The organism is Massilia sp. DJPM01 (assembly GCF_030348125.1).
Taxonomy (GTDB): domain Bacteria; phylum Pseudomonadota; class Gammaproteobacteria; order Burkholderiales; family Burkholderiaceae_D; genus Telluria_A; species Telluria_A frigida.
In genome coordinates, this window is record NZ_JAQOZV010000084.1 from 1 (window position 1) to 22,761 (window position 22,761).

Annotated in this window: 29 protein-coding genes and 1 pseudogene; 9 read left to right on the top strand and 21 right to left on the bottom strand. The window is 57.5% G+C overall.

What is annotated here, in order from left to right:
- From PO883_RS31635 to PO883_RS31660, 6 genes are all read left to right on the top strand, one after another.
- Positions 1-287 (top strand): hypothetical protein (locus PO883_RS31635; protein WP_289313312.1); only part of this gene is annotated, 287 nt, incomplete at its 5' end.
- 216 nt (positions 288-503) lie between these two features.
- Entirely contained in the window at positions 504-1,346 is an 843-nt protein-coding gene (locus PO883_RS31640; RefSeq protein ID WP_289313313.1) for a ParA family protein, read from the top strand.
- A 14-nt stretch (positions 1,347-1,360) separates the two neighbouring features.
- Complete coding sequence (locus PO883_RS31645; RefSeq protein ID WP_289313314.1) at positions 1,361-2,620, top strand: ParB/RepB/Spo0J family partition protein; 1,260 nt, start codon at positions 1,361-1,363, stop codon at positions 2,618-2,620.
- A gap of 61 nt (positions 2,621-2,681) precedes the next feature.
- Entirely contained in the window at positions 2,682-3,053 is a 372-nt protein-coding gene (locus PO883_RS31650) for a TrfB-related DNA-binding protein (protein WP_289313315.1), read from the top strand.
- Positions 3,054-3,323: 270 nt separating this feature from the next.
- Positions 3,324-3,902 carry a helix-turn-helix domain-containing protein gene (locus PO883_RS31655; RefSeq protein WP_289313316.1) on the top strand — a complete coding sequence of 193 codons (579 nt, stop codon included), beginning with the start codon at positions 3,324-3,326 and terminating at the stop codon, positions 3,900-3,902.
- 417 nt (positions 3,903-4,319) lie between these two features.
- Complete coding sequence (locus tag PO883_RS31660) at positions 4,320-5,717, top strand: hypothetical protein (protein WP_289313317.1); 1,398 nt, start codon at positions 4,320-4,322, stop codon at positions 5,715-5,717.
- Positions 5,718-6,577: 860 nt separating this feature from the next.
- Here the strand turns inward: PO883_RS31660 and PO883_RS31665 are convergent.
- Genes PO883_RS31665 through PO883_RS31690 form a run of 6 tightly spaced genes read right to left on the bottom strand, consistent with a single transcriptional unit; the run spans position 6,578 to position 11,091 of the window.
- Entirely contained in the window at positions 6,578-7,408 is an 831-nt protein-coding gene (locus PO883_RS31665; RefSeq protein ID WP_289313318.1) for a GIY-YIG nuclease family protein, read from the bottom strand.
- The gene (locus tag PO883_RS31670) at positions 7,405-7,713 is read right to left on the bottom strand and encodes a hypothetical protein (protein ID WP_289313319.1); all 309 of its coding nucleotides are present in this window, start codon (positions 7,711-7,713) and stop codon (positions 7,405-7,407) included. Before PO883_RS31670 ends, PO883_RS31665 begins: the two co-directional genes overlap by 4 nt.
- Positions 7,710-8,198 carry a hypothetical protein gene (locus PO883_RS31675; RefSeq protein WP_289313320.1) on the bottom strand — a complete coding sequence of 163 codons (489 nt, stop codon included), beginning with the start codon at positions 8,196-8,198 and terminating at the stop codon, positions 7,710-7,712. Before PO883_RS31675 ends, PO883_RS31670 begins: the two co-directional genes overlap by 4 nt.
- A 43-nt stretch (positions 8,199-8,241) precedes the next feature.
- Positions 8,242-10,086, bottom strand: coding sequence for a phage integrase family protein (locus PO883_RS31680; protein ID WP_289313321.1), 1,845 nt, complete (start codon positions 10,084-10,086; stop codon positions 8,242-8,244).
- Positions 10,087-10,761: a DUF4209 domain-containing protein gene (locus PO883_RS31685; RefSeq protein ID WP_289313322.1), complete on the bottom strand. Its 675-nt coding sequence runs from the start codon at positions 10,759-10,761 to the stop codon at positions 10,087-10,089.
- A 45-nt stretch (positions 10,762-10,806) separates the two neighbouring features.
- Positions 10,807-11,091 carry a hypothetical protein gene (locus PO883_RS31690; protein ID WP_289313323.1) on the bottom strand — a complete coding sequence of 95 codons (285 nt, stop codon included), beginning with the start codon at positions 11,089-11,091 and terminating at the stop codon, positions 10,807-10,809.
- A 317-nt stretch (positions 11,092-11,408) separates the two neighbouring features.
- On the opposite strand from PO883_RS31690, the gene PO883_RS31695 reads away from it, so the two are divergent.
- Positions 11,409-12,101, top strand: a complete 693-nt coding sequence (locus PO883_RS31695; protein WP_289313324.1) for an IS6 family transposase — start codon at positions 11,409-11,411, stop codon at positions 12,099-12,101.
- A 230-nt stretch (positions 12,102-12,331) separates the two neighbouring features.
- Here PO883_RS31695 and PO883_RS31700 read toward each other — a convergent pair whose 3' ends face one another.
- From PO883_RS31700 to PO883_RS31770, 15 genes are all read right to left on the bottom strand, one after another.
- Positions 12,332-12,586, bottom strand: a complete 255-nt coding sequence (locus tag PO883_RS31700; protein ID WP_289313325.1) for a hypothetical protein — start codon at positions 12,584-12,586, stop codon at positions 12,332-12,334.
- A gap of 451 nt (positions 12,587-13,037) precedes the next feature.
- Positions 13,038-13,217: a hypothetical protein gene (locus tag PO883_RS31705; protein ID WP_289313326.1), complete on the bottom strand. Its 180-nt coding sequence runs from the start codon at positions 13,215-13,217 to the stop codon at positions 13,038-13,040.
- Between the two features lie 15 nt (positions 13,218-13,232).
- Positions 13,233-13,532, bottom strand: a complete 300-nt coding sequence (locus tag PO883_RS31710) for a hypothetical protein (RefSeq protein WP_289313327.1) — start codon at positions 13,530-13,532, stop codon at positions 13,233-13,235.
- A 12-nt stretch (positions 13,533-13,544) separates the two neighbouring features.
- A complete protein-coding gene (locus PO883_RS31715; RefSeq protein WP_289313328.1) occupies positions 13,545-13,844 on the bottom strand; it encodes a hypothetical protein in 300 nt (99 codons plus the stop codon).
- Positions 13,845-14,017: 173 nt separating this feature from the next.
- A complete protein-coding gene (locus tag PO883_RS31720; protein ID WP_289313329.1) occupies positions 14,018-14,752 on the bottom strand; it encodes a hypothetical protein in 735 nt (244 codons plus the stop codon).
- Positions 14,753-14,843: 91 nt separating this feature from the next.
- The gene (locus PO883_RS31725; RefSeq protein WP_373890124.1) at positions 14,844-15,113 is read right to left on the bottom strand and encodes a hypothetical protein; all 270 of its coding nucleotides are present in this window, start codon (positions 15,111-15,113) and stop codon (positions 14,844-14,846) included.
- Between the two features lie 590 nt (positions 15,114-15,703).
- Complete coding sequence (locus PO883_RS31730) at positions 15,704-15,916, bottom strand: hypothetical protein (protein WP_289313331.1); 213 nt, start codon at positions 15,914-15,916, stop codon at positions 15,704-15,706.
- A gap of 148 nt (positions 15,917-16,064) precedes the next feature.
- Positions 16,065-16,724, bottom strand: coding sequence for a DUF4145 domain-containing protein (locus PO883_RS31735; protein ID WP_289313332.1), 660 nt, complete (start codon positions 16,722-16,724; stop codon positions 16,065-16,067).
- 10 nt (positions 16,725-16,734) lie between these two features.
- Positions 16,735-16,965 (bottom strand): hypothetical protein, encoded by a 231-nt coding sequence (locus PO883_RS31740; protein WP_289313333.1) that lies wholly within the window; start codon positions 16,963-16,965, stop codon positions 16,735-16,737.
- A gap of 448 nt (positions 16,966-17,413) precedes the next feature.
- Positions 17,414-17,620, bottom strand: coding sequence for a hypothetical protein (locus tag PO883_RS31745; RefSeq protein WP_289313334.1), 207 nt, complete (start codon positions 17,618-17,620; stop codon positions 17,414-17,416).
- 12 nt (positions 17,621-17,632) lie between these two features.
- On the bottom strand, positions 17,633-17,920 hold the full coding sequence (locus tag PO883_RS31750; RefSeq protein WP_289313335.1) for a hypothetical protein: 288 nt from the start codon (positions 17,918-17,920) through the stop codon (positions 17,633-17,635).
- A 195-nt stretch (positions 17,921-18,115) separates the two neighbouring features.
- Positions 18,116-18,754, bottom strand: a complete 639-nt coding sequence (locus PO883_RS31755) for a hypothetical protein (protein WP_289313336.1) — start codon at positions 18,752-18,754, stop codon at positions 18,116-18,118.
- 361 nt (positions 18,755-19,115) lie between these two features.
- Positions 19,116-20,453: a hypothetical protein gene (locus PO883_RS31760; RefSeq protein WP_289313337.1), complete on the bottom strand. Its 1,338-nt coding sequence runs from the start codon at positions 20,451-20,453 to the stop codon at positions 19,116-19,118.
- 22 nt (positions 20,454-20,475) lie between these two features.
- Entirely contained in the window at positions 20,476-20,760 is a 285-nt protein-coding gene (locus tag PO883_RS31765; protein WP_289313338.1) for a hypothetical protein, read from the bottom strand.
- A 166-nt stretch (positions 20,761-20,926) separates the two neighbouring features.
- On the bottom strand, positions 20,927-21,595 hold the full coding sequence (locus tag PO883_RS31770; RefSeq protein ID WP_289313339.1) for a site-specific integrase: 669 nt from the start codon (positions 21,593-21,595) through the stop codon (positions 20,927-20,929).
- Positions 21,596-21,771: 176 nt separating this feature from the next.
- Between PO883_RS31770 and PO883_RS31775 the strand changes: the two genes are divergently transcribed.
- Both PO883_RS31775 and PO883_RS31780 read left to right on the top strand, forming a co-directional pair.
- Positions 21,772-21,978: a hypothetical protein gene (locus tag PO883_RS31775; protein WP_289313340.1), complete on the top strand. Its 207-nt coding sequence runs from the start codon at positions 21,772-21,774 to the stop codon at positions 21,976-21,978.
- Between the two features lie 561 nt (positions 21,979-22,539).
- Positions 22,540-22,761: pseudogene (locus PO883_RS31780) on the top strand (IS6 family transposase); the annotation flags it as partial.

Consider the following 22,761-nt stretch of genomic DNA (forward strand, 5'->3'; position numbering starts at 1 on the left):
AGCGCGCCCTCGTGATGGAGCGCAGGGCGCTGACGGGTCGACACAGCCGGTTTGACGAGGTAGAGTTCGGTGCCTCCTGGGAAACCTTGGTGGCCGGGGCCGACCGCTTCCCAAGTTCGAACACGACCGTTGGCCTGGGAAGGAGCTTCGCCTGGAACCAGTGGGCACGGGTCAATGGCGTGGTCGACGCGCAATACCGGGTGCTGAGATCGCCCGAGCATGTGGCGCGTTTCGCGGTTATGGCGGCAAGCCCTGCGGGGCGCCGACAATGCCCTCGACACACGTAGCGCCCCGGAAGGGGTTGTTCATCGCCTGGTCGATATGCGCGGGCAGTCGGCGAGGCCCGTTGCAACATCGGGTGAAGTCGCTATTGTGGCTATTGACGGTCAATAGATAAACCGGTATATTATGTACAGATCGCCACAGGTGATCGATTTTGCTTGCTGTACCGCCGAGCAGGGCGGCCGCGGCAAGACTTGTGAATAACTTTAGGAGCGAGCACGATGAAGAATGCAAAACCGAGCGCCCTGTTGCGCAAGATGATCAGCTTTGTGCTGGCGAATCAGAAAGGGGGCGTCGGCAAGACCGTCTTTTCCCGTCATCTGATTTTCCGGGCGCTGGAAATGAAGCTGCGCACGCTGGTGATCGATTTCGATCCCCAGGCCAATACCACCAAGACATTGCTGCATCTGGCGAAATTGGCCAATCCTACGCTGGAGATCGACGAGCCGGGTCAGGTCTCCGAGGCAGGCTGGCTCACCACGGCAAAGCTGTTTGACAAGGACTGCGAGGTCCAGCCGATGCCCGTGAATGAGTACGCGAGCCTGATCGCGGCGGATGCCGAGCTGGTCGACATCGCGGACTATTCGCTCGACGCGATCCCGCAGGCGCGCAAGTCGCTTGAAAAGTTCGCTGAACAGTACGACGTGTGCATTATCGACACCCCGCCGTCGCAGGGCAAGCTGCTGTACGCCGCGCTGGCGGCCGCCAATTTCGTCATCTGTCCCTGCACCCTGGACGAGGACGCGACAGACGGCCTGGCGGCCCTGTTCCAGGACATCGAGCGAGTACGAGGCGAGGAGTGGAACACGGACCTGCAGATCATGGGTATCCAGATCAACAAGATGGACCGGTCGAGCGCGCACGACCGCAAGGCGCTCGCAGCGCTGCAAGAGAGCGTCGGCGACCTAGTCCTCAGCAACATCATCTACGAGCGCGCCGCAACGCGTCTCGCCATCCGCAAGCCGGTATGGCAGGGCAACCGCGGCGAGAACAAGGGGCTGGCGGCCGTGGAAATGAAGGCCGCGTGTAATGCCATCCTCCGCGGCGCCGCGCTGCAATATTAGACAGGAGACATACTATGAATGCACCATTGGGCAATGGTTTGAACAAGCTCTCCACCGTGGCCAAGAAGGTCACCCAGGGCGAGACGTTCATGAAGATCGCCAAGATTTACACGGCCAGCCAAGTCAGGAAGAAATTCCGCAATCTGGAAGAGCTGGCAGAGAATTTCAAGCTAAATGGCATCATCGAGCCGCTTGTGGTTCATCAGGAACCGGACGGTAGGAATCGTTTGATTATTGGCGAACGCCGCTTCCGCGCGGCACCGCTCGCCGGCCTCGACGAGGTACCGGTGGTCATCAAGCGCGGACTCACCGAAAAGCAGATCCGTGCCCTGCAGGTGGCCGAAAACGAAGTGCGCGACGATCTCACTCCGCATGAGAAAGCCATGGGCGTCATTGAGGACGTGGAGAAGTTCGGCGTACAAGAGGCCATGAAGATCTGGAACGTGACGAGCGAAGGCTGGATCAGCAAGCGCGTCGCAGTGAAGCGCTATCTTCCGGTCACCCTGTCGATCCTCGAAGACGAACTGTCCGGCGACCTCGAGATTCTGCATTCGATCAACAAGATCGAGCATCTGGACATCGGTGTCGCCCGCGAATACCGCCTGCAGCTCGAGCGTGGCGAACCGCTGCATCGCGATTCCGTGCGAAGCCGGCTCAATATGATGGAATTGCAGCACAAGGAGGCGGACAAGCGCCAGGAGCAGGCGGCGGCCGTTGCGGCAGCGCCGGCGCAGGCGGACGATGGCGCCGGCCAGGCCGACCCTGTCGCTGCCGCCAAAGCAGACGTCGTCACACTGCACGAAACCCGCACCGATCCTGGCGCCGGCGCCACGGCCAAGCAGGGCCCGAAGGCAAACGTCACCAAGCTGAAGGTGGCGCCCAAGACGACACCGCATGCGGACGCCGAGGCGGCAGCTGCGCGCGAGAGGACGGTCAAGGGCGAACGCCTGTACACGCTGCGGGAAGAACTGTTTGACTATGGCCGTGACAATGAATCGTGCTTCAAAAAGATGCAGGAGCTGATGTTCGACCTGAATCATTCGCCGGAGGACGGGGAATGGGTCCTGTGGACGGGTTTCCTGGACATGGCGCTGCCGATGCTCGAACGCCTCGGTCCGGATCGGTCCAAGGCCTATCTCAAGCGCCTGCAGGTCGAATTGAAAGGCACGACGCCGGCCGCACTCTGGACCGAACTACATCCGGGCTGCGCGATCGACGATCCCGCCACGCGTGCAACGCCGGTCCCGGCCAAGCCCGAAGGGTGGAAGTTCTAAGAACCGGACGCGGCCGGGGCCATGCACTGGCTGCCGGCCGCCGACACTGATTGGTGACAATATGAAATTGACCCGACTCGCGCCCGAGGACTTCGACCAGCTGGCCAGCAAGACCGAGATGGGCGCGGATGCCCGGATGATGGCCAAGGGCTTCCTGGTCGAGCGCCGCACGCTGACCGAGGTCGCGGCCCAGCACAATGTGAGCAAGCAGCGGGTCCACCTGGCGGTCGAAACGATACGCAAGGAATACGCGAGGTCGAAACTGAACACGGGCTGGCTGGAGCTGGAGCTGGAATTGCCGCATCCCCTGGCCGTCGACATCGAGCGCTTCGCCGCCGCATTGTCGTTGCAGGCCGACGCGGGGCTCCGGCAAGCCGCCCTCGTCAAGATCGGGCGCGCGATCGCCTCGGCTGAACACGCCCTGCAAGATTAAGGCGCGCTGGATTTCGATCCGGCCGCATGCTATCCTTTCAGCATCCATACGCTCCTAAAGCTCTGTATGGGAAGTAGTGAAAACGCCCTGCCTGCTCGCGGGGCGTTTTTTTAAGCCCCGCCTTCCTCCCCCAGCGTGACCTGTAGACAGGTCATACGTGACCCACATCGGGTCAAAAAGATTCAATACCGTTCACATCTGACCTTGCAGGGGTCATTTCCTTGGTGTATATTGCCCTAGACGAAACTTTTTCTGCGGCACGGAGGGGTAATGGACATGACTACCGACAAGACACATCAGCCGAACCTGGAGGCGATGCTCGATAACGCCCACAAGGAAATCGCCAGGCTGAAGCGAGACGTGGACGATCCCGAGATTGTCCGGATGAGCAAAATCTACATGGACGAGACCATCGACCTCGCCAAGCAAAACGCGTCGGCGTTCAAGATCCTGATGCTGATGGTATCGAAGATGACCAAGGTCAACTCTCTCATGATCAGCAACGAGTCGCTGGAGAAGCTGACCGGGTCGAGCAATTCGACAATCAAACGCGCCGTCCGCTACCTTCGAGAAGAAGGGTGGCTCGATGTCGTCAAAGCTGGCTCATCCAATATTTATCGTATCAACTCCGACATCTTTTGGCACGAAACCAGTGACGGAAAATGGGCCGAGTTCCCCACGCATGTGGTGTCGAGCTTCGATGAGCAGGATGAGATTACAAAGAATCGTGTACCGGGCAGGTTCACGCGGCAAATTCCGTTGGTACTCGATGATGACTATTCCCGCTCGAGAAATCGCCGGATGGCCAGCGACGGCCAGCTTAATCTTCTGCAGCCTGACGCAGGCTAAGTCGCATCACTTCGGACATGAAAAAACCTACTGGGAGCAAGCTCAGAGATAGCAGATTAACGACATAGACAGCAAAAAGCCCGCTTTGGCGAGCGGGCTTATTGCTGAAACAGAGATCGGGCGGGGCCCGGACAGGCTAGGTTCACTTTGGCGAGTGGCCCCGAGTCAATACACTGAAGCTACTTCAATACCTTCATTGTATGTGTCTTTCCCCCCGCGCGCAAGCATTCGCTCGTCCATACGGACGACGCGGCTAGGGGGACCATGCAGGACGCGACACAAACAGACCTTCACCATGCCGGCCGCTTTCTTCAAGACGGTGCCGCATCGAGCCGCATTCCGAGGAGCACGGCTAGCACGCTTCTGGATCTACACCGGCGGGCGCCTCTCCTTGATACGGCGTTGGCCGAGGCGGCAATGCTGCATACCGACCAATGGGGCCATTTCACGCTCAGTTGTAACGAGGACGCGACCAAGCGCAGCGGATGGCGAGATACATGCCATCGTCTCGACAAGCTATCGCTGGTGGTATCAGCTGTTGGTGCGGCACCAGATACCTATATTTCTCAAGCAGAATTCGCCGGCCCCAGGCGCCTGACAAACCTTCGCCGGATCAAAGCGCTCTGGCTTGATTTTGACTACTACAAAATAGAGCGGTTTGCCGGCCACCCGGCACAGCATTTTGCTGAGCTGATTTTATTGGAGTGCCGAGACAAACATATTCCGCCGCCTAGCTATATCGTTGACAGCGGGCGCGGCATATACGCGAAATGGATACTCGACACACCAATACCTCAGTGTGCGTTGCCGCGCTGGCAACTGGTTCAGACAGCCTTGTTCGAACACTTCAAGCCCTATGGCGCCGATCCGGCAAGCCGCGATGCCACGAGGGTATTGCGCCTGGTGGGCTCTGTTAACAGCAAAAGCGAACAACGGGTGCGAGTGATTTGGGAGAACACCCTGGCCACGGAGGGGGGGACACCGCTTGCGAATGGCTTGACTGGCTACCCGTTCGATGTGATCGCCGACACGGTACTCCCATGGACCCGCGAGGAAACAGCCGCGACCAAGGCGCTGTGGGCGCGGGAGAATGCTGCTCGACTTCTGGCACGTGGTCCAAGTGACATTAACGTAACGCTAGGCACAAAGCCCAACAATAGCAGTGGTTTGCGCACGTTCCGCCCGACACAGTTGGCGTGGGACCGTTATCACGACGTCATTAAACTGCTGACGCTGCGCGGTTGGCAGCGTGGCGCCCCCGAGGGCAACCGCGATTTACCACTTTTCTTGTGTGCCGTGTTTTTAGCCCAGGCCGTGCGCGTCTCAGATTTGGAATCCGAAGTTGTCGCTATAGCGCGCCGGGTGGCTCCGACTTGGAGCAAGGCTGAAGTTGACAGCTGCGTTACCAGTGTCATGGCTCGGGCGAAAGATTCGGCGGCCGGCAAGAAAGTTATATTCAATGGTATTGAACATGATCCCCGGTATCGATACAGCAATCGCAAACTCATCGACCTACTTGCTATCACAGCGGACGAACAGGCCCAGTTGGCCACCATTATCGATAAAGCCGAGGTTGCGAGACGAGACCGTGAGCGAGCGGCCCGAAAACGGGCGGAGCAAGGTGCGCAGCCCAGAGCGGATTATTTAGAACAGGGGCATACAAAACGTGTCCACGCCCATCGATTGCGCGCCGATGGCATGAGCTGGTCTGAAGTCGGCAAGTCTCTAGGCATCAGTGCCGGCGCCGCCCGTATGCTCGCATCGCGCAAGACCAGCGAGCGCACAAGTCCGTCCGTATGTATGGAGTTGGCGTAAGCCTGCAGGGTGTTGTCCTTGGCTTTTCAGATTACGCTGGCCCTTTGGCCAGCTTCTTCCCCCTTGGCTTTTCTCTTCCGGGGGCTGCTTTTCAAGGGGCTAAATTTCTTCACCGGTCGTGGTCGGGGTGGTGTCCAGCACTCACGCGGCTGCTGTGGTCAGAGTGTGTGCAAGCTGTGGACAGGGCGTGTGCAACGCGCAGCGTTGTGCATCCCCTGTCCATGGCTTGTGCACACGGCCCGAAGGGCTGTCCACAGCTGGCTTCGCAGCGTTCTGGGGTTGGGGTTGGTTTCGGATTTCTTTTCGAAGAAAAACAACCCAATGGACCCAAAAGTTTTCCGAAGGAAAACTGCGGGAGGCCGCGCGAGAGCGTGGAAAGTGTTTTGTTAACTCCGGCTAGGTATTACAGGCCGGGACGCGCTACCATGGCAGGAAGGGACGGTGGCGCGATTCTTGACAATGCTGCCGTGGCGTTTAGTGGTGCTGGTACCGAGGCGATAGAGCCCGCGTTCGCATCGGGGTTGCTCCCTGGTTTCGCGCGCGAAACTTAAAAATGTGTTCAATTTTTTGGAGCTTCGTATGTCAAATGTTGAGAAGGGAAGCAAGACTGTGTGGACGGTGGAGGCTGGTCGTCGGGTTGTGCACGAGAGGCGGCCTGACGGTTCGCATATCGTTCATCTCAATCCGCGCGGCGGCAAAGCGACGCTTGTGAACGACATTCTCAGGACTCTTTCACCGTCCCGAGCCGGTCGGTAGCGATTTCGTAACGCCGGTTATGTAACAAGGGTACGTTACGATTGCAACGCGACTTTCGCGCGCGAAACTGGCCAGCGCCTTGGGCTCGGTACCCGAGCGCTACATCAGCTCAATTTCGTTGGTGCTGACGACCCGGATGGTTGCCGTGTCGTCCAGGCGCTTGTAGAGCCCGAACCGTTGGCGAGCGATGCCCTTCCGTAGATGCGTGGCGTATGGTTCGCCTGGTTTGCTTTGCGATCGACGGTGGCGCGGATGAGGGTGCGCGAGTCGCCGCAGTAGATCGAGATCTCGGTGCCGTGTTCAGGGAACAGTCCGGAGAACTTGACAGGCACATTGAAAAAACCATTGTGATAGTACGTTTTCCCGAGCGCGACTTCGAAGACCGGCGAGGCCTGAATCACGCCGGCCTCCTCCAGGGCCAGGACTTCGCTGGCCGAGGCCGATTCGCCTTCGGTCGGGGCAGGTGACTGCGGCGCGGGTGGTTCGGCGATCGCCGGCACCGGGGGCAGGGGCGGTTCATCCGGCGCTGCGGCGGCCGACGGCGCGGATCGGGCGCCGTTCCATGGTGGCGTGACGATCCGGATAATGCTGTCCTCCAGTCCAGCCGCGTAGTTCAAATGGAAGTCGCCGATACGGTGCATGCCGGTGTCCGCCCACGCGTAGATGTCGAGCGCGTGGTCCTGGCGCAGCAGATGCAGCAAGGCCTGGTTGTTGCGCACGTTGGTGCGCTGGGAGGCATGCGGCCGCAGGTAGCCGCCCATGCGGCTTTCCAGCGAACCCGTGGTCTTGCCGACGTACAGGACCGTGGTGTCCTGTACAAACGCATACAGGACATTGCGCTGCCCGTTCATCCTGGCCAGCTCGAGCGCCAGTTCCTGGCCGCGCAGGCGCCAGCTGCCAACTTGTTCAAATCCGATCTGCAGCAGCCGCCTCATGCGACGTTCATTTCGATGTAGCGCCCGAGGCCGCCGTGGCAGTGGCGCAGGATCGCCCCGAGCCGGGAGGGATAGATGGCTACTTCGGTCTTTTCCTTGCTCACCGGGCCCGCCAGGTTGACGCCGTATGCGAGGCCCCGTTCGGTGAGGCGAAGGAAGTGCTTGATCTCGCCCGATCCGGACGAGGACGTGTATTCGACGTCTTCGACCAGGCCGGCCCATTGCATCATTTGCAGCACCGATGCAGCCGGCAGGGGAATGGCGCGCTGCTTGAGCGCGGCCGTCATGGAAACCGGACTGCTCATGCGGGCTCCAGCGTGGCGGCGTCCGTGGCGTGGGCCACCGGCGGGGCGACGGTGAATCCATGGTGTTCGAGGACGGCCCTGCACACGCCGAGGAAGGCCGGGATGTCCAGGTCGTGCTTGGCGTCGTTGACGCGCCAGCCGCAGATCTTGAAGTCGGCCGGGCCCAAGCCGTCGCCGACGTGGTCGACAGTCGGGAGCCGTGCGAAGCCGTGCTTGTACGTGCGGCCGCCTTCGGCCGACTCGACGTTGTCGTAGCGGCTCAGCAGAGACCAGTCGAGCATCTCGCCGGTGTAGGCATCGCGCCCACCGCCCGCGGCGGCGGCTGCGTGGATGGCCACGCGGTACGCCTCGCCTATGGCGCTGGCGTTGCCGCGCTTGCGGTCGCGCCGGACATGGGCCTGCGCCTTGTGCTCGAGCCAGCGCTGGTACGCCGCCTGGTCGACTGTGCCGACGAGGAAGGCGGGAAGGGCGTATTTCTTCGACACGGCGGTCTCCGTTTATTTCTTGACGACATGATACGCGACACCGTCAAGGCTCGGGATCTTCCGGTTCCCCGTACAGCCTGGCCGCCTCCGCCGCCAGGCGCTTTTCGCGCGCCTTCACGTAGATGGCCGTCGTGGCCGAGTCCTCGTGCCCCAGGATCTCCTGCACGACATTGAGGGGCATGTCCTTGTCGACGGCGATCGAGCCGAAGGTGTGGCGGAAGGCGTGCGGGCTGGTCGACGCCAGCTGCTCGATGTCCTCGACCGTCACGCGCGCCGCTTCGCCGTCGGGATCGACGGCTTCGAGTTCCCTGCGCACTCTGGCGAGCGCGGACTTGACCAGTGCGTAGATCGCGTTCGCGGTGTACCCGGGGCGCGCCATTCCGGCGCCATGGCGCGCGGCGGCGGCCGGCGTGGCCGGCACCACCACGGGCGAGAACAGCGGCGCGTCGTCGGCCGGGTCCAGGAAGTCGAGGCCGAGATCGCGCCAGTGCGCCTGCAGCGCGGCGACGGTGCGCGGGCTGACCGGCACCAGGCGCTTCTTGCTGCGCTTGCCCAGGGCTGTGAGCATCCAGACGCCCCTGGCATGCCGGCTCGGTCGCAGCGCCAGGCGCATCGCGCGCGCCGCTTCCTCGCGCCGCAGGCCTGAGTCGCCCATCAGCAGGATCGCCGCCAGCGCCACCCGGTCCTGGACGTTCCGGTCGACCTGGCCGCGCCTGGTGAGCGTGTCCACCACGGCGCTCCAGCCCTCGAGCGACAGGGCGCGGTCGACCTGGATATTGTCGACTTCCTGCACGACGATTGGATCCTTGACCGCCGTCCATGGGTTGCCGCCGAGGTAGCGCACCTTGACCCAATAGTCGAAGGCCCCGCGCAGTACCGTCAGCGCGAATTTCTGTGAAGCTGGCGTCAACGGCCGCGGTGGACGGGCACTGTCGCGGTTCTTCGGATCGCGGTCCTTTTTCTTCAGGACGAATGGCCGCCACAATTTGCTCGAGCGCGGTGCCGGCGCGCCGCAGAATGCTTCCGGCGGCGCTGCGAGAAAGCCCTTGTAGGCCTCGCATTCGTCCACCAGCAGCGAGGAAAACGGCTTGCCGGCGACATGCACGGACCATAGGACGAAGCGCTCCAGTTCCTTGCGGTAGGCGCGCTGGGTATGGGGCTGCCCCTCGAACCTGGCCAGGTAGCAGTCGACAGCCGCCAGGTCGTCGCGCGCCGAGATGAAGCAAAACGCCGGGGCGCGGTTGATGCCGTCGTGCCCGTCGAGCCGCGCCGGCAGATAGAACTGGCCCAGCGGGACCAGCTCTGTCGATGTGGCGGGGTCGAGCACCCGAAGCGGGGTCGCCGACGCGGGGCGGTGCGTGGCGGCCACGACTTCGCCCAGCTGCTCCTGGTGGCTGCGCAGCCAGCGCAGAATCGCGGCGCTGCGGTGCACGCCGATCCGCGGGACCGAACGCCACCAGGCCGCGCCGCGCCGGTTGATCAATTCGGCCAGGTCGGCGACGGTGCCCATGCCTTCGGCGCGCAGCGCCTTGACGGTACGCGGCCGGAACCACTTCGAGAGCAGGTCGGCGGGGGACGGGGGCGCCGGCTTCGCCTCGGCCGCCTGCACCAGGATGTCGAGCATCTTCGCCGAGATGTGGCCCGTCTTGCGTGCGTGAGTTAGCGAATCGGCGAAGGCGGGATTGCTCTCGATGGCGCGTTCGACCAACGCATCGCGCATCTCGACCAGATACAGTTCCAGGCCGTGCTCGACCTGGGGACTGTCTTCGCTGTAGTAGAGGTCGCCGATCCGCTCTATCGGCAGCTTGAGGCAGTAGGCGCGCAGCGCCGTGTAGTCGCCGCGCGTGTAGCTCAGCGAAGGCAGCAGGATATCGGTGTTCTGGGCCATTCAGGGTCCGTGCCCGCCAACCCCTGCGCCGGCGTGACCCTCGGCGACCGCCCCGGCAGCACCCGGTCCGCCGACGGCGTCGGCCGCGGCGGCAAAGGTTTCCGTCACGAGCTGCAGTACCAGCCACCAGGCGTACAGTGCGAACGGGGAATCGCATAGCTCCTCGTCCGCAAGGCCGTGGGCGACATCGTTGCGCAGGTTCGATCCGGCCCGGTCGCACAAGATGGCGTGGATGGCCAGCGTCAGGCCGTCGCCGAATTCCTCGGCCATCTGCGGCCGGCCGACCAGGCTGGCCAGGGCCACTTCCATGCCGAGGCCTTCCTGGTCGTGCTGTGCGGTGAAGGCGCCGGCGCCGCGCAGGACCTGGCGCACGATGTGCTCGAACTGCGGCATCAGGATGTGCATGGCCTGCACCATGTCGCCGCAATATCCGGCGTGCAAGCCCTGGCCCACGATCCTGGCGCGGTCGGACGGCACCACCGACGAGCGCTCGGCCACGGAAATGAAGTCGCCCTGGCGGTAGTCGTGTTCGGCGCGCAGCTGGTCGCGGGCGGGCATGATCTTGGCCAGCGCGGTGCCGGCCGCGTGCTCGCGGAACATCGCCCGAGCCCGCGCGGCGACGTCGATCAGCGGTTCGGTGAAGCCAATGGCTTTCAGGGGAGCGGGTATGTCCATACGGGTGGGCCCTAAGTGAGTTTCGCGCGCGAAAGTGCGGCCAGCCTACTTCGTGGTCGCTGAGGCTAATGGGAGGGCATCGCGGCCGGAAATCAGGGCGGCGATGATCTCGGCGTGGGCGTGATTGTCGCGGGCCACTGCGTCAAGGTCGTTGTCGGGTGCCGGCTTAGCCACGGTCGTTTCCGCCCGCAGCAGCACATTTTGTCCGGTGACGTCGTAAACCGTGGTCACGTTTGTGCGCTTGCCCTCACCGAAAGTCGGTTGGAGTTCAAGCTTGCCGACATTGTTGGGGTTGAGGTAGGTGTTGCCGAAGACTCTGACGAGGGGCATGGGGGTTCCATATAGAGGGGTTGTTGGACCCTAAACTGCCTCGATTATAGTGTTCCACGCCGAAAATCACCATAAATGCTTGAGTGATAAATGGGATTATCACTCAAGGGCGGGCGCGACCGTTTCCCTTCGGTCGCAGTTTCGCGCGCGAAACTCGCCTCGAATGCCATTTCAAGGTTGGCTGCGCTCACTTGCACAACTCGGGCGGCGGCGTATAGTTAGACTATGCGGAGGATGACTTGACTGGGTTCTGTCGCATTAGCGGTGCCAGTGCCCGGATCAGGTAGACTGTGGCGCCAAAACTGTAACGACCGGCCATGCTCAATTTCAAAGGTATGCGATTTCCGATTGACGTCATCCTTGTCTGCATCCGCTGGTATGTGGCGTACCCACTGAGCTACCGGCACCTGGAGGAAATGATGGAAGAGCGCGGCGTGTCGGTCGACCATTCGTCCATCAATCGGTGGGCCATCCGTTTCCTGCCGCTCATCGAGAAGATGGCTCGCAAACACAAGCGCCCAATTGGCGGCAGCTGGCGAATGGATGAGACTTACATCAAGGTCAAAGGCGTCTGGAAATATCTCTACCGTGCTGTCGACAAGCAGGGCAAGACCGTCGATTTCCTGCTAACGGCCAAGCGCGACATGGCTGCTGCGAAGCGCTTCTTCGACAAGGCGATGGGAGCGCACGGCGAACCGGACAAAGTTGCGATGGACAAGAGCGGCGCCAACAAGGCGGCGATCGATGCGATCAACGCTGGCCGCAGCGTGCCGATAGTGGTGCGCCAGGTCAAGTACCTCAACAACATCGTCGAACAGGACCATCGCGCCATCAAGCGCATTACCAGACCGATGCTCAATTTTAAATCCTTCCAAGCCGCCCGCTCCGTGCTCGCCGGCATCGAACTCATGCACATGATTCGCAAGGGCCAATTTGTGATCGACGGTCTTGCCGATATGTCGTTCGCCGCCCAATTTTACGCGCTGGCAAGACAGGTCCGTCCAGCGTGAGGTACCGCCGCGTCGCGCCGACGGAAATCCGCTTCCGCTAAACAACGCGACAGAACCCGAGTGGTTACCGTATCCCCTCCGTAGGACAACTCGGCCAAACTGAGATGAGATCCGCAGCGCATAGTCTAGGATTTCTGGACTGGTATTGTCGCAGTCCACCAAAACGGCAACGCGTGCTTCAGCGGAGACTAGTGCCGCGTTCATGGGATGTAGACCATGTTTTTCCTCGGTCAGTTCAACTGCTCGGACGGGACCACGGCGATGACTTGTTCATTGTCAATCTCATCGGCGATAGCTCTTAACTCGGCTGCATACTGAGAACGTGACGCCAAGGTAACATCACCATTGATGTAAACCTCGCCAACGAGGAACGCAACGGCTTTTTTTACGCCCTCAGTGGCAATCGAAGTCTGGCTCAGATCAAGTGCCGGCCGGCGAATGTCGCTCGCAACCTGTCGAAGCAGCGCATAGGTCTTATAGTTCACATTTTTCCTATATTTTTGTTTGGCAGACGCTACAGTACGGTGTTACACCCATCCTTTTTCGGGAGCATGTTGCTGGATTGCGGTTACAGTCTTCCAACGTTTTCCCCGTTGATATAGGAGCACCAATTTCAATCGCTTCTTGCCGTGCCTGCTCGGCTGCGCGTTCCGCAATGCGTTTCACGCATTCTTCATGCGAGCAACCAAGCCTGCCTACAACTTTTTGTTCAGGCATTTTTCCTCGATCAAACATCTTCATAAAATGGGCATTCGTCGAGATACTTATGGCGGCTCATTTCGCCTTCGCCTTCATCGTCGCAGACCAAACACCGATATAGCGGGCGATCACAGTCATACGGGACATCAGATCCGTTGATTAAAGTGTCATCCAGTGGCTCCGTTCGTTGCGGCATCACTTCCCTTTGCGCTCTCATTGTATTTTTCCTTGGGCTGGTTACAGCAGGTCCCAGCGTTCGCGCAGCTGGCGAATGCGGAGGATCTTACGTGCGTACTCAGCTTCCGCAACAGGCTCAGCTTTGATGTCCGGCCGGGCCGCGAGCGTGGCGCGATACGTGGCTTCGTCGCGCACCAGGTCAAGCAATTCGCGCAGGTCGGGCTGGAGGTTGCTGAGCATGATTTTTTCCTTGGTCTACGCTTCGAGAATGATTGCGAGAGCCTTCACTTTTTCAATGTGTATATGTTCGAGGCGTTGCGATATCCGCTTGATAAGCTCTTTCTTCGTTTCGCAATCCGCAATGGGCTGCTGGTCCAATGGTTGATCCAGTGACATTGGCGGCAGAAGATAGTCTACTTCCAGCCGACGCGCGGCCTTCTCGCCAAACGACGCTGTTCCCGACAATAACTGGGAGACGTAGCTTTTGTCTGCTGGCTTGATTGAACGACCAGTCAATGCTTGTCTCAGCCTATCTCGGCGCGTCTGTTTATCCATCACATTTTGACTTTATGGCCGAACCAGATCGGAGCAGCCGTTCGCGCGCAACCACGCATCAAAGTCAAGGTCCGTATTCGCTGAGGCCCAGCGCACCTTTTCGAAGTTTGTCCGCGTACCGTCAAGCTGTGACTTTGCCACCTGGAGGTGTTCATGAACAGCGCCAGGATCGATGATGTTGGGCACATCATAGCTCCACGAACTCAACATGCCCACGACCAAGGATGCCGTTCTATTGGCCTGATCAATACCTTCGATCGCATATTCCTTCTTCTCATCGAAGTATGAACGATCCATTTTTCCCGCTGACATATTTCATCCTTGCGCTGGCTACCGGCCAGCTGTCGGGCACTTTCGCGCGCGAAAGCATTTTTCCTTGATGCGCGCTTTCGCACGCGAAAGTCATTTTCCCCTGGTTAGTGAGCAATAAGGATCGGGCAACCTTGCTAGTACCTAGACCAAGACTGCGCTTGCTAAGCAAAAGGCTATGATTTAAATAGCGCCTTGTCGACCCGGGCGCGGACCTTCTCGAAGGACGCTTTATTTCCATCCCGCTTGTACTTGGCGAGGTAGTCGTCAATTGCTATCTTAGCCTCGTGTGCACGCTCAAGCTTCACCAATAACATTGTGTACCTTTCGAGGATCGCCAGGTCGCCGGCGAAGCCGAGCTCCGCATTCTCGTCATCAATTAAATCGCCGACGAGGCCCAGCTCGAATTTGATAAAGGCATACTCAGCAATCGAAGCAAGGGCGGCGGCGTACTTTTCAGCGGCCTGAGCCGGCGCTTCCTTTTCATGTTCGCGCGCTGCCTGAGCCAGCGCCCGATTTGCGTTGCGTAGTTGATGGAATCTATCACTCGCGCTGTAGTCTGAGCGCCTTGCCATGTTCACCCAATTGACCAAGGTTGTCACTTCCTGCGCCAGCCATTGACTCTCCAAATTTTCAGCCTGGGCTGGAGTAAGATCGTCGGCTAGAATTTTAACCTCGTACTTGCCTCCTGCTCTACGGTCGACGTAGCGTTGCCACAAAGGATGCCGATCATCGTTCCATGCGCGGCGGCCGGCGCCTTTTCCGATGTAGAACATGTTCCCCTGTAAGTCAACATGGGCATAGACATATGATCCGCGCGGTAGGTGTTGGTTAGCCTTAGCATCCGCGAGAAGGCGCGCGGGTCGGTCGGCTCTAAGATGGATGCCATCGTTGTCGATCGAAAAAATCATCTCCTACTCCTCGGTTAATGTTTTCCTAGACGCAGCGCTTTCGCGCGCGAAAGTGATTTTCCTTGGTCATGTGGGGATAAGCGTACTGGTCCTAATTAACCTGTCGCCCCTCATATCGTTCGCCCTTCACCAATAGCCGCCATGCCCGCTCGCCTCGTTCCCACACTGCCTTCCCATCAGTAAGTTTGCGAAACTCTGCGAGAACTTTTTTGTCGATCGCTTGATTGCCGCTGTCATTGTCGTAGACGAAGTCTTTACCGAACTTCTTCTCTATGTTCCAAACAGCGCTTGCTTGCTCCAGATATCTGGTAGCGGTCAGCTGGTCAAACATCCAATTAGCGACGTCTTTTGCAGTTTGCAGTGGTCATATTTTTCCTCGCTCTTTAAGGCTAGTCCCGATGAGCAAAACTTGTTCTTCGAACGCTTATCAGCGAACCTAGCCAAATCGGTGGTAATCCAGGTCGTAGCCGGATTACATCACTTTTTATGCATCATGTAGCAATTGTTAACGGACTGCTGGTAGAAGGCGTCACATGTGTCCTTGGTGTATATACCCCTAGCGTAGCATTCGGAGTAATTCTTGCTGGCCCTTTCGGTACACACGCTTAGTGGAGTTACCGGAGAGGGAATAGGAGGATCGTCTTCGGCTTCTTTGTCCTGTTGAGTTGACTGAGTTGCTACGGGCTTGGGTTTGCTCTCTTTCTTTGTTGGGTTCACAGCTTGCGCCTGTTCGCCGAGGCACGCCACAACTAACACCAGCATCAATACGACACGTGCAATCATTAGAGTATCTCCCAAAATACGGCTTCCGGCCGCTGCGGGGCGTTTGCGCCAGGATCAAAGACACGCCTTCGAGAATTCGGAGCTCGCCAATATTGCTACGAGCTGAAGTACATTGGTGGTCAACCGATTCTTTGACGCGCTGGACTTCTTCAACTTTTCGATTGGCAGTTAAACTGCAGTACCGCACGTGTCGCAGACAATTTCCGGATCGCCGCTGGCATCCTTGCCGTTGCCACGGCGGAAGCCGACCGGGACGTCGATCAGGTCTCGTTCAGAACCGCCTGCATAGACTGGATTCTCGTTTTCCTCCCACGTGACTCTTCCGGCCTTTCCGCAACCGGTACACTCGACAGGTGACGTGAACGTTTCACGTTTTGCCATGTTTATTCTCCCTTTTCCTCTCCTTTCCTCACCCCGGAGGCCGTCCAGGTAGCGGGCACCGAAGCGCGGGATTTTCCTGGGTGTTCTGGTGCCAGTTGTTGAGCCCTCGGCATACCGCGCCCGAAGCCATGAATACTCTGGTTTTGTTTCAGCTAAGCCAAGCTCCCACAAGTCGCTCAACGTCTCGTATCATTGCCCGCACGTCTTCTTTTGAAAACTCTTCATTCTTGCCGTGCGCAGCACTGTTTCGTACGGCAGCTAGTGCGGTTACCTGCTTTTGCACGATTGAATTGTAGTGGCCTGCTTTTGCCAAATCCTCATTCATTTTGCTTAGCTTTCCGGAAGGGACTCCCTTCTGGACGCAAAAATCCCTCATCGCTGTTTCAAGAACGACCCCAGCAATAACTGCAGCTGGACTATGGTATCCGGCCCGTAGCAGCTCATCGGCTTGGTGAAGCTCATCTGTAAAGACATCGGACTGGACCAGGTTCCGCATTGTTACGATATAGCCCCCCTCGAAATCCTCCTTGGCGGCCAAGAAAACACTGACAACTCTGCGGAACCGCGTTGGCGAATTTTCGTACGACTGTGCTTCCTCACCTTCGACAAACGAGCGATAGTGCTCTGAGTCACGCCCGCAAACGGTAGATAAAAGGTTTCGCGCTTTAACGCACCACCCCAAGATCAGATCAGCGTCTATATCCGGGTACGAACTCTCGTACGCTGAGTGCCTGGTTGTATCGGTTGCTGCGATCGTGCTTGCTTGCAGTTCGAGTTCGCCAAATCGTTTTTCGAGCAGTCGGCTCATAGGTTTTTCCTTACCTCCGATTACGGAGCTCGCCCAAAATTAGTTCTACAATTTGCCGTGTTGCCTTCGGATGTCCGTAGTGACCGCCATCGTGATCGGCAGGAGTGAACGTCTCCTGGATCTGAATGCGAAATGCTTTGATTTCGTTAATCAGGTCATCCAACTTGCTCAGCAATCGTGACGCAAAGAAGACGACTGCAAGAAAAGCGAAAAAGCCAAAAAAGGCGAGTTTGTCTTCCATTTTTTCCTTATCCACAAACTACAGAACCCGGCTTGACCCGGATGGGATGAAACGTCTCGCATTGCTTACCAGCGTCACGGCAGGCGTGGCAGCAAAACCAAACCTCCCATCCAGACAGCTTATCGCCGTCCAAATGGCCGGTCCAAAGTTCTTCTGTGTGCCCGATATCTGAGCCGCACTCACCGCAGAGCGGATCATGCGGGTACTGGTCTGGATCGAACTGCGCTATCTCCCGCTCGCTCAGATATCTCACAATTTTTCCTTTATGGCAGCGGATGAACGTGTTCTATGTTGTCGCGATGAACCTTGGTCGGCGGAACTACCACCGTGCCATCGAGGACCCTTCGATGCCGACCACACCCATGGCGCAGCACGGCGCGCTCGCAGCCAGGAAGGATTCTACGAACTGGCGATTCAAAGTCAACGTAGGGAGAGTCACGTTTTTCCTTCACTTGTTGGGCCGGGCAGTGATCGCGGTATGGCTGGCCTGCTCGCCGTCATCGTCGCGCGTCCAGGCTTCGATGTCGCACTCGCACTCGTTCGCCAGGTCCTGCGCTTCGGCCGCGATGCGCTCGCGGTTGAACTCCAGGTTCGCCGACAACACGGACGACGTGTCGATCAGATTGATGCCGCTGTAAAAGCCTATGTGTGACATGGCGCCTTTCCTTTACGCGCCAACAGTTAACTCAGATTCGATCTTGGCGAAGTCGCGCCACCCGAGGCGCGCACTACCGACAAATTCGCTCGATTGGCGGCAGGTGCCGCGCACTGTCGCTGACGACGCCGCACCGAATGAATGGCAAGGGTCAGCGATATGGGAGCCGGACGCGATAAGCACCGGCGCATCCAGCGCGCCAAGCTCAACCCCATCCACGATATTGCCAGTCGCTTTTTGACGACCGAGCGCATCGTAACGATATCCAAACCCTTCGTTGGTGCCGGTAATAAGGCTCATGTTCTTTTCCTTGGTGGTTCATGCTCAATGAGTATCGACCTGTGGAACCGTCTCAGCATTTGGTACTACTTGCTGATGCTACGGGAGCCTTGATACGTATTTGAATCACTCGTTTTTTCGCGCCGATTGGGATGGCAAAAGTGGGCAACATGCTCATAATTTCCTTGATCAACTAGACAGAACGTCTGGACGGCGCTACGGATTTTTTCCAGCAGCAAAGTCGCGAAGTTCTGACTCTGCTTTTCTACTTTGCGCTGCCATCTCCTGCTGTATGCGATACAGTTTTTCGCCACCGTCCTTCTTAAGCGTTACCAGCACCTGAAAGTGCGGATCGTTTCCGCGATGCCGCCCAGAACTCGACTCGTACACTTCGTTGTAGCCGTGTCGCACTCGTTGCGTGACGTCCCCTATAAAGCAACTGTTTGTGACGAGCCGCTCTCGGCGCTCGACTTCCGTGTACCGGCTGGCGCATGCAAAGCCCAATCGATCCTGTACGACTGTGGCCAGCGTGTCCGCTTCGCGCCACCAGCGGTCAGGAGACCATGGGGCGTCCTTGTCGCTTTCCTTGCGTCCAGCAGAATGCCCCGTCCCGACTTTATTGACGACTTCTACTTGTAGCTCTACCGCTGTCCGGGTTTTGGCATCGAACCGGATACGCGCCTCAGTGACGCCCGGCAGCGGAGGAAGCTCTGGCACGCATTCGATATCGGAGTAGGAGAATTTCCGACGGCAATCGCGCAATCCAATCTTAGCCGCTTGGGCGTTGGTCATCCCAAGATAAAAACCGCCGATCGTCGGTCGACGGTGAGCATTTTGGGCGTAGGAAGCTGACATTACCACTGCCAGCGCAATTCCGACTAAGCATTTCTCCATTGATTTTCTGGTTTTCTTTTTAAGTTATCGGGCACTCTGTTTCGCGGGCCTCATCGGCTCACTGGCCAGCGCGGCAGATAATGGCATCGCAGTTTTCGGGCTGGCGCAGCAGGTCGATCAGTCAGGCAGATTTGGCTGCAGTTCATCCAGCATGGCTTTTTCCGGGCTTCGGCTGACAGTTTCTGAAGGCCCCCAAAATCATCAAAATATCGCCAAGGATTGGTATCGAGAATGGCAGATTTAAGAGATCTTATTTTTGTAGTAGTAAGCGGAAGTTCATCAGGCATTCCATTTCTTTAAAAAGGATCAAAAAAATTGGCGATCAAAGGCAGGCCTCTGCGAAATTTTCCACAGCTATTTGCACTGAGATTAGTTCCTCATAACTCGCCTCTAAATCGAAATTGCGCATGGAATTAGCCTCAGTCGCGCCGAACTGATATGATTCCATGTTGCTTAAAAATACAGGTGGCAAACTTAGTCGTTCAAAGTTTCTTGACAGCGGCATGCCCTTTAAAAGAGTAAAGTTTAAGGCGCTCGCAACTGCGATTACTTTTAAAGATTGCAGTTCACTTTTAGCTAGTTGTTTTGCTAGTTCTCTCATTTTAATCTCAGACTTTGCCAATGTGTCCATGTAAGCAATTCCTAGTAGATTTAATGAATTGCTAAAGCCGGAGAAAAGGGCTTGTGGCGTATCACCGGAGTTCCGGGGTAGCATAAGTGCGATTATGTAGAAAAGGGCTCCGTGATTCCGATGCTTCAGGGCGTGGCGCAACAATGCGAGTTCCGCATGATCACCGCCCTTATTTACGATCTTTGACCACACGCTTAAGTGTTGCCGCGCCGTGTCAAAGGTTGTGCTTGTTGAATTGAGAACAAAACGCGCGATTATTGCAGACATTCTTAGTGCAACGATTAGATCTGGACAATCGATCGAATTTGCCACTAGATGCGCGCAGACAGAATATTCAGTTAAGTTTTTGTTGTAAATAAATTGGATCGAATCTCTTTTTATCTGAGCTAGCTCGACGATGCGACTATCATCGTCCAAACGCGACGCGAGCTTCAGCTTTACTTCCAACTCCTGCGCCATGGCCGAAGTTTCCAGCAAGGAAAGTATCGAAATAGGAGATCTGGCTATGTTTTCTGATTGCGCGTTCAAAAATCGACCAAACAAGATGGGCCGATCGCTCAAGGTACCATCGCTTCTAAATTCTCTTCCCCCAGTTAGATGCATTTTCCAAGGTTGATCGTGCTGCACGTCTTTTTCAACAGTGCTGTAATAGGTGGGTAATCTAAGCCTTCGAATATAATCATACAAAGATTTTAATTTGAAATATGAGTTCTCATCTCCATCCCGTGATTTCGCGGCCTCATCGATCCTTGTTAAGTGTTCCATTCCCCAGAGCGATGCTGTGCCGTCCAAGTAGTGTGTGAATTCATGGGTTGCAAGCGTAAGGACCTTTTTCAGTCTGGAGTACTCACTCATGGAAAGTGAAGATGGTTGGTTTAAAATTGAAAAGTCAACGCCGTCAACTTCCGTAATGTTTAAAGAGTCTAAACTTATTGCCAAAGTGTAAAATTCGAACTCCCCCAAAATATCTATCTTAGAAAAGCAATTCCAATTTTTCCTATGGCTAGAAAACTTCGCCTTGTCAATCAATTTTTTCCGAGAATTAGTTGAGTTACTCTTGCGAGCAGGAGAATTTGATGAAGGCGGCAACCTCTTGCGGACTCATCCCCTTCATTCGGTCATACACCAAATCAATGTAACCTGACATACCGGAAAACTTCTTGCCAAGCATACGCTTCACTTTTTGCTTGCTGACTCCCTTATCACGTTCTTGTGCTGCCGACCCCAGGATAGCGGCACGAATGTCACAGATTTCGGCGTCTGTTGCCTTAGCTGGCAGGCTCATAACGAAGAGGGATACTGCGATGAGCAAGCTCGACTTCAAAAAGTTCGTCATAATTTCTTTCTTTTTTGCTGGCGGCCGGCCAGTGGTCGGGCGCCACCAGGGCGCGGGATTTTCCGTCGTTTCACCTCTTGGTTAACAATAAAGCAAATTGCCTCTAGAAAACTAACCAATTATCACAGTGAGCAATGTTGGCTCAGCACGTGCCAGCAGCAACTAATCAAATTACGCAGGCAAATGCTTCGCATAGCTTCTTTTGCGACACCTCCAAATATGGCTTGATGTGATCCAGTTCGGAGTGCCCAAGAAGCTGCTGCACGGTCTCCAATTCGACACCCTGGGCAAGCAGGCGGGAAGCCATCGTGCGCCGACCAGAATGACTGCTGCCGCCCTTAATGCCCGCGTCACGATACAGCTTCGTCACATGGGCCTGTAAGCTGTCGCAGGCCTTGTAGTCGACCTGCTCACCAGCCTGGTTTATTCGACGCTTGGTATTGAGATAGAACTTCTGTCCCTTCAGCGTAAGGATAAGCTTGCTGCCCGGGTCGAGACCGCGGTACCGGCCCGGCACGCCCAGCCGCAACCGGTGCGCGAGCCGATGTAGCAGGTAGCTGTCGATGGCATCAACAAGATGACGCTGAGTCAAGTACACACATCGTTGACGGCATCCCTTTGTGATCGCTGCTCGCAAGCTCGCTTCATCCTTGAGTGCGCCGGATGGGTGCAAGATATCCGACACCTCAATCTGAGCTATCTCGCTGATCCGCATGCCGCAGGCAATGCCCAGCATCAGAATGGTCTTGTCGCGCTCTGGCTGGCGACTGGTGGATTCTGTAACGCGAAGTAGATGGCGGAACTGACCGGGTTTGAGCGTTGCTGCCTGCGGCATGGTGATCCTCTGAATAAGATGGTGTTTGGTTGCATTCAGAGGGAGGCCAGCGTCGGCCTCTTTTTTTAGTCTAACACGCATGAATACTCAGGTCCTCGGAAAAGCGGGCGTCGCATCTATTTGCGAAACGTCGCAGCTATTTTAGAATGTCACAATTGGGGTGTACGCCGGAACTGATGGACCTCAGATCGGAAACCAACGCGGCGCTCTCGCGCAGGCTGGCCGATGCCCTGGACAATCTCGCCCAGGCATACGTCAGCGTGTACGGCGAAAAAGAAGGCATGGAAAAAATTTGCGACAACTTTTTCGAAGACGCCGTCCGCCAGCACTACCCGGACGGATGGACTGCCCTGGTGAGGTACGCGATGAAGATGGCGGGATAGGCAAATCCCTCAGTGGTGACGTGCTGGATCCCGGCCGCGCCAGCCGTCACCAAAACTACGTTGGTGACACCGCAGCACGCTCGATCGGCGCGCGCCGTCACCAAGCCGTGGTGACGCGGCCGTTCACCTGGTCGAACAATTCCGTCACCACTCCCCTGCCCCAATCCTGATTGCGCGTTGGTGACAGCGCCGGCACGCCGGCGCCGCAATTGCGTCACCAGCGCGCAAGGTTGACCGGCCAGCCGCAACCCGGCGTCGCTTGCATCCGGCCAGGCAGCGCACCCGTTCCGCTCTTTCGAAAGCTGCGCTCGATAGGAGCGCCGCAGAGGCGTTTTTTCGGCACAAGATGACGCGACATAAGCGCCTGAACGGGAACGCGGCCAGGTGCAGATCCCCAAGCAGGGCGAACGGCGCGACCGCGAGTTGCAGGAACTGGTGAAAAAGGGTAAGCGGCGCGCTGTTCATCGACGAGGCGCACGACCTGAACGGGTTCTGTCGCATTAGCGAACATCGGCGGGGTAATCAGGTAAACTGCGGCGCCCGAACCCAGGACGAATCGATATGCTCAACTTCAAAGGGATGCGTTTCCCGATCGATGTCATCCTGGTCTGCATCCGCTGGTATGCCAGCTACCCGCTGAGCTACCGGCACCTCGAGGAAATGATGGAAGAGCGCGGCGTGTCGGTCGACCATTCGTCGATCAACCGGTGGGCGATCCGTTTTCTGCCGCTCATCGAGAGGATGGCCCGCAAACACAAGCGCTCGGTCGATCGCAGCTGGCGA

Coding starts and splice junctions, on each gene's coding strand:
- PO883_RS31670 (WP_289313319.1), bottom strand. CDS start 7,713: ATGAGCAGTCCGGTTTCCATGACGGCCGCGCTCAAGCAGCGCGCCATT.
- PO883_RS31665 (WP_289313318.1), bottom strand. CDS start 7,408: ATGAGGCGGCTGCTGCAGATCGGATTTGAACAAGTTGGCAGCTGGCGC.
- PO883_RS31655 (WP_289313316.1), top strand. CDS start 3,324: ATGGACATGACTACCGACAAGACACATCAGCCGAACCTGGAGGCGATG.
- PO883_RS31710 (WP_289313327.1), bottom strand. CDS start 13,532: ATGGATAAACAGACGCGCCGAGATAGGCTGAGACAAGCATTGACTGGT.
- PO883_RS31660 (WP_289313317.1), top strand. CDS start 4,320: ATGCTGCATACCGACCAATGGGGCCATTTCACGCTCAGTTGTAACGAG.
- PO883_RS31745 (WP_289313334.1), bottom strand. CDS start 17,620: ATGTCACACATAGGCTTTTACAGCGGCATCAATCTGATCGACACGTCG.
- PO883_RS31695 (WP_289313324.1), top strand. CDS start 11,409: ATGCTCAATTTCAAAGGTATGCGATTTCCGATTGACGTCATCCTTGTC.
- PO883_RS31650 (WP_289313315.1), top strand. CDS start 2,682: ATGAAATTGACCCGACTCGCGCCCGAGGACTTCGACCAGCTGGCCAGC.
- PO883_RS31715 (WP_289313328.1), bottom strand. CDS start 13,844: ATGTCAGCGGGAAAAATGGATCGTTCATACTTCGATGAGAAGAAGGAA.
- PO883_RS31690 (WP_289313323.1), bottom strand. CDS start 11,091: ATGCCCCTCGTCAGAGTCTTCGGCAACACCTACCTCAACCCCAACAAT.
- PO883_RS31765 (WP_289313338.1), bottom strand. CDS start 20,760: ATGACGAACTTTTTGAAGTCGAGCTTGCTCATCGCAGTATCCCTCTTC.
- PO883_RS31750 (WP_289313335.1), bottom strand. CDS start 17,920: ATGAGCCTTATTACCGGCACCAACGAAGGGTTTGGATATCGTTACGAT.
- PO883_RS31640 (WP_289313313.1), top strand. CDS start 504: ATGAAGAATGCAAAACCGAGCGCCCTGTTGCGCAAGATGATCAGCTTT.
- PO883_RS31680 (WP_289313321.1), bottom strand. CDS start 10,086: ATGGCCCAGAACACCGATATCCTGCTGCCTTCGCTGAGCTACACGCGC.
- PO883_RS31740 (WP_289313333.1), bottom strand. CDS start 16,965: ATGGAAGACAAACTCGCCTTTTTTGGCTTTTTCGCTTTTCTTGCAGTC.
- PO883_RS31705 (WP_289313326.1), bottom strand. CDS start 13,217: ATGCTCAGCAACCTCCAGCCCGACCTGCGCGAATTGCTTGACCTGGTG.
- PO883_RS31720 (WP_289313329.1), bottom strand. CDS start 14,752: ATGATTTTTTCGATCGACAACGATGGCATCCATCTTAGAGCCGACCGA.
- PO883_RS31645 (WP_289313314.1), top strand. CDS start 1,361: ATGAATGCACCATTGGGCAATGGTTTGAACAAGCTCTCCACCGTGGCC.
- PO883_RS31770 (WP_289313339.1), bottom strand. CDS start 21,595: ATGCCGCAGGCAGCAACGCTCAAACCCGGTCAGTTCCGCCATCTACTT.
- PO883_RS31775 (WP_289313340.1), top strand. CDS start 21,772: ATGGACCTCAGATCGGAAACCAACGCGGCGCTCTCGCGCAGGCTGGCC.
- PO883_RS31730 (WP_289313331.1), bottom strand. CDS start 15,916: ATGGCAAAACGTGAAACGTTCACGTCACCTGTCGAGTGTACCGGTTGC.
- PO883_RS31685 (WP_289313322.1), bottom strand. CDS start 10,761: ATGGACATACCCGCTCCCCTGAAAGCCATTGGCTTCACCGAACCGCTG.
- PO883_RS31755 (WP_289313336.1), bottom strand. CDS start 18,754: ATGTCAGCTTCCTACGCCCAAAATGCTCACCGTCGACCGACGATCGGC.
- PO883_RS31735 (WP_289313332.1), bottom strand. CDS start 16,724: ATGAGCCGACTGCTCGAAAAACGATTTGGCGAACTCGAACTGCAAGCA.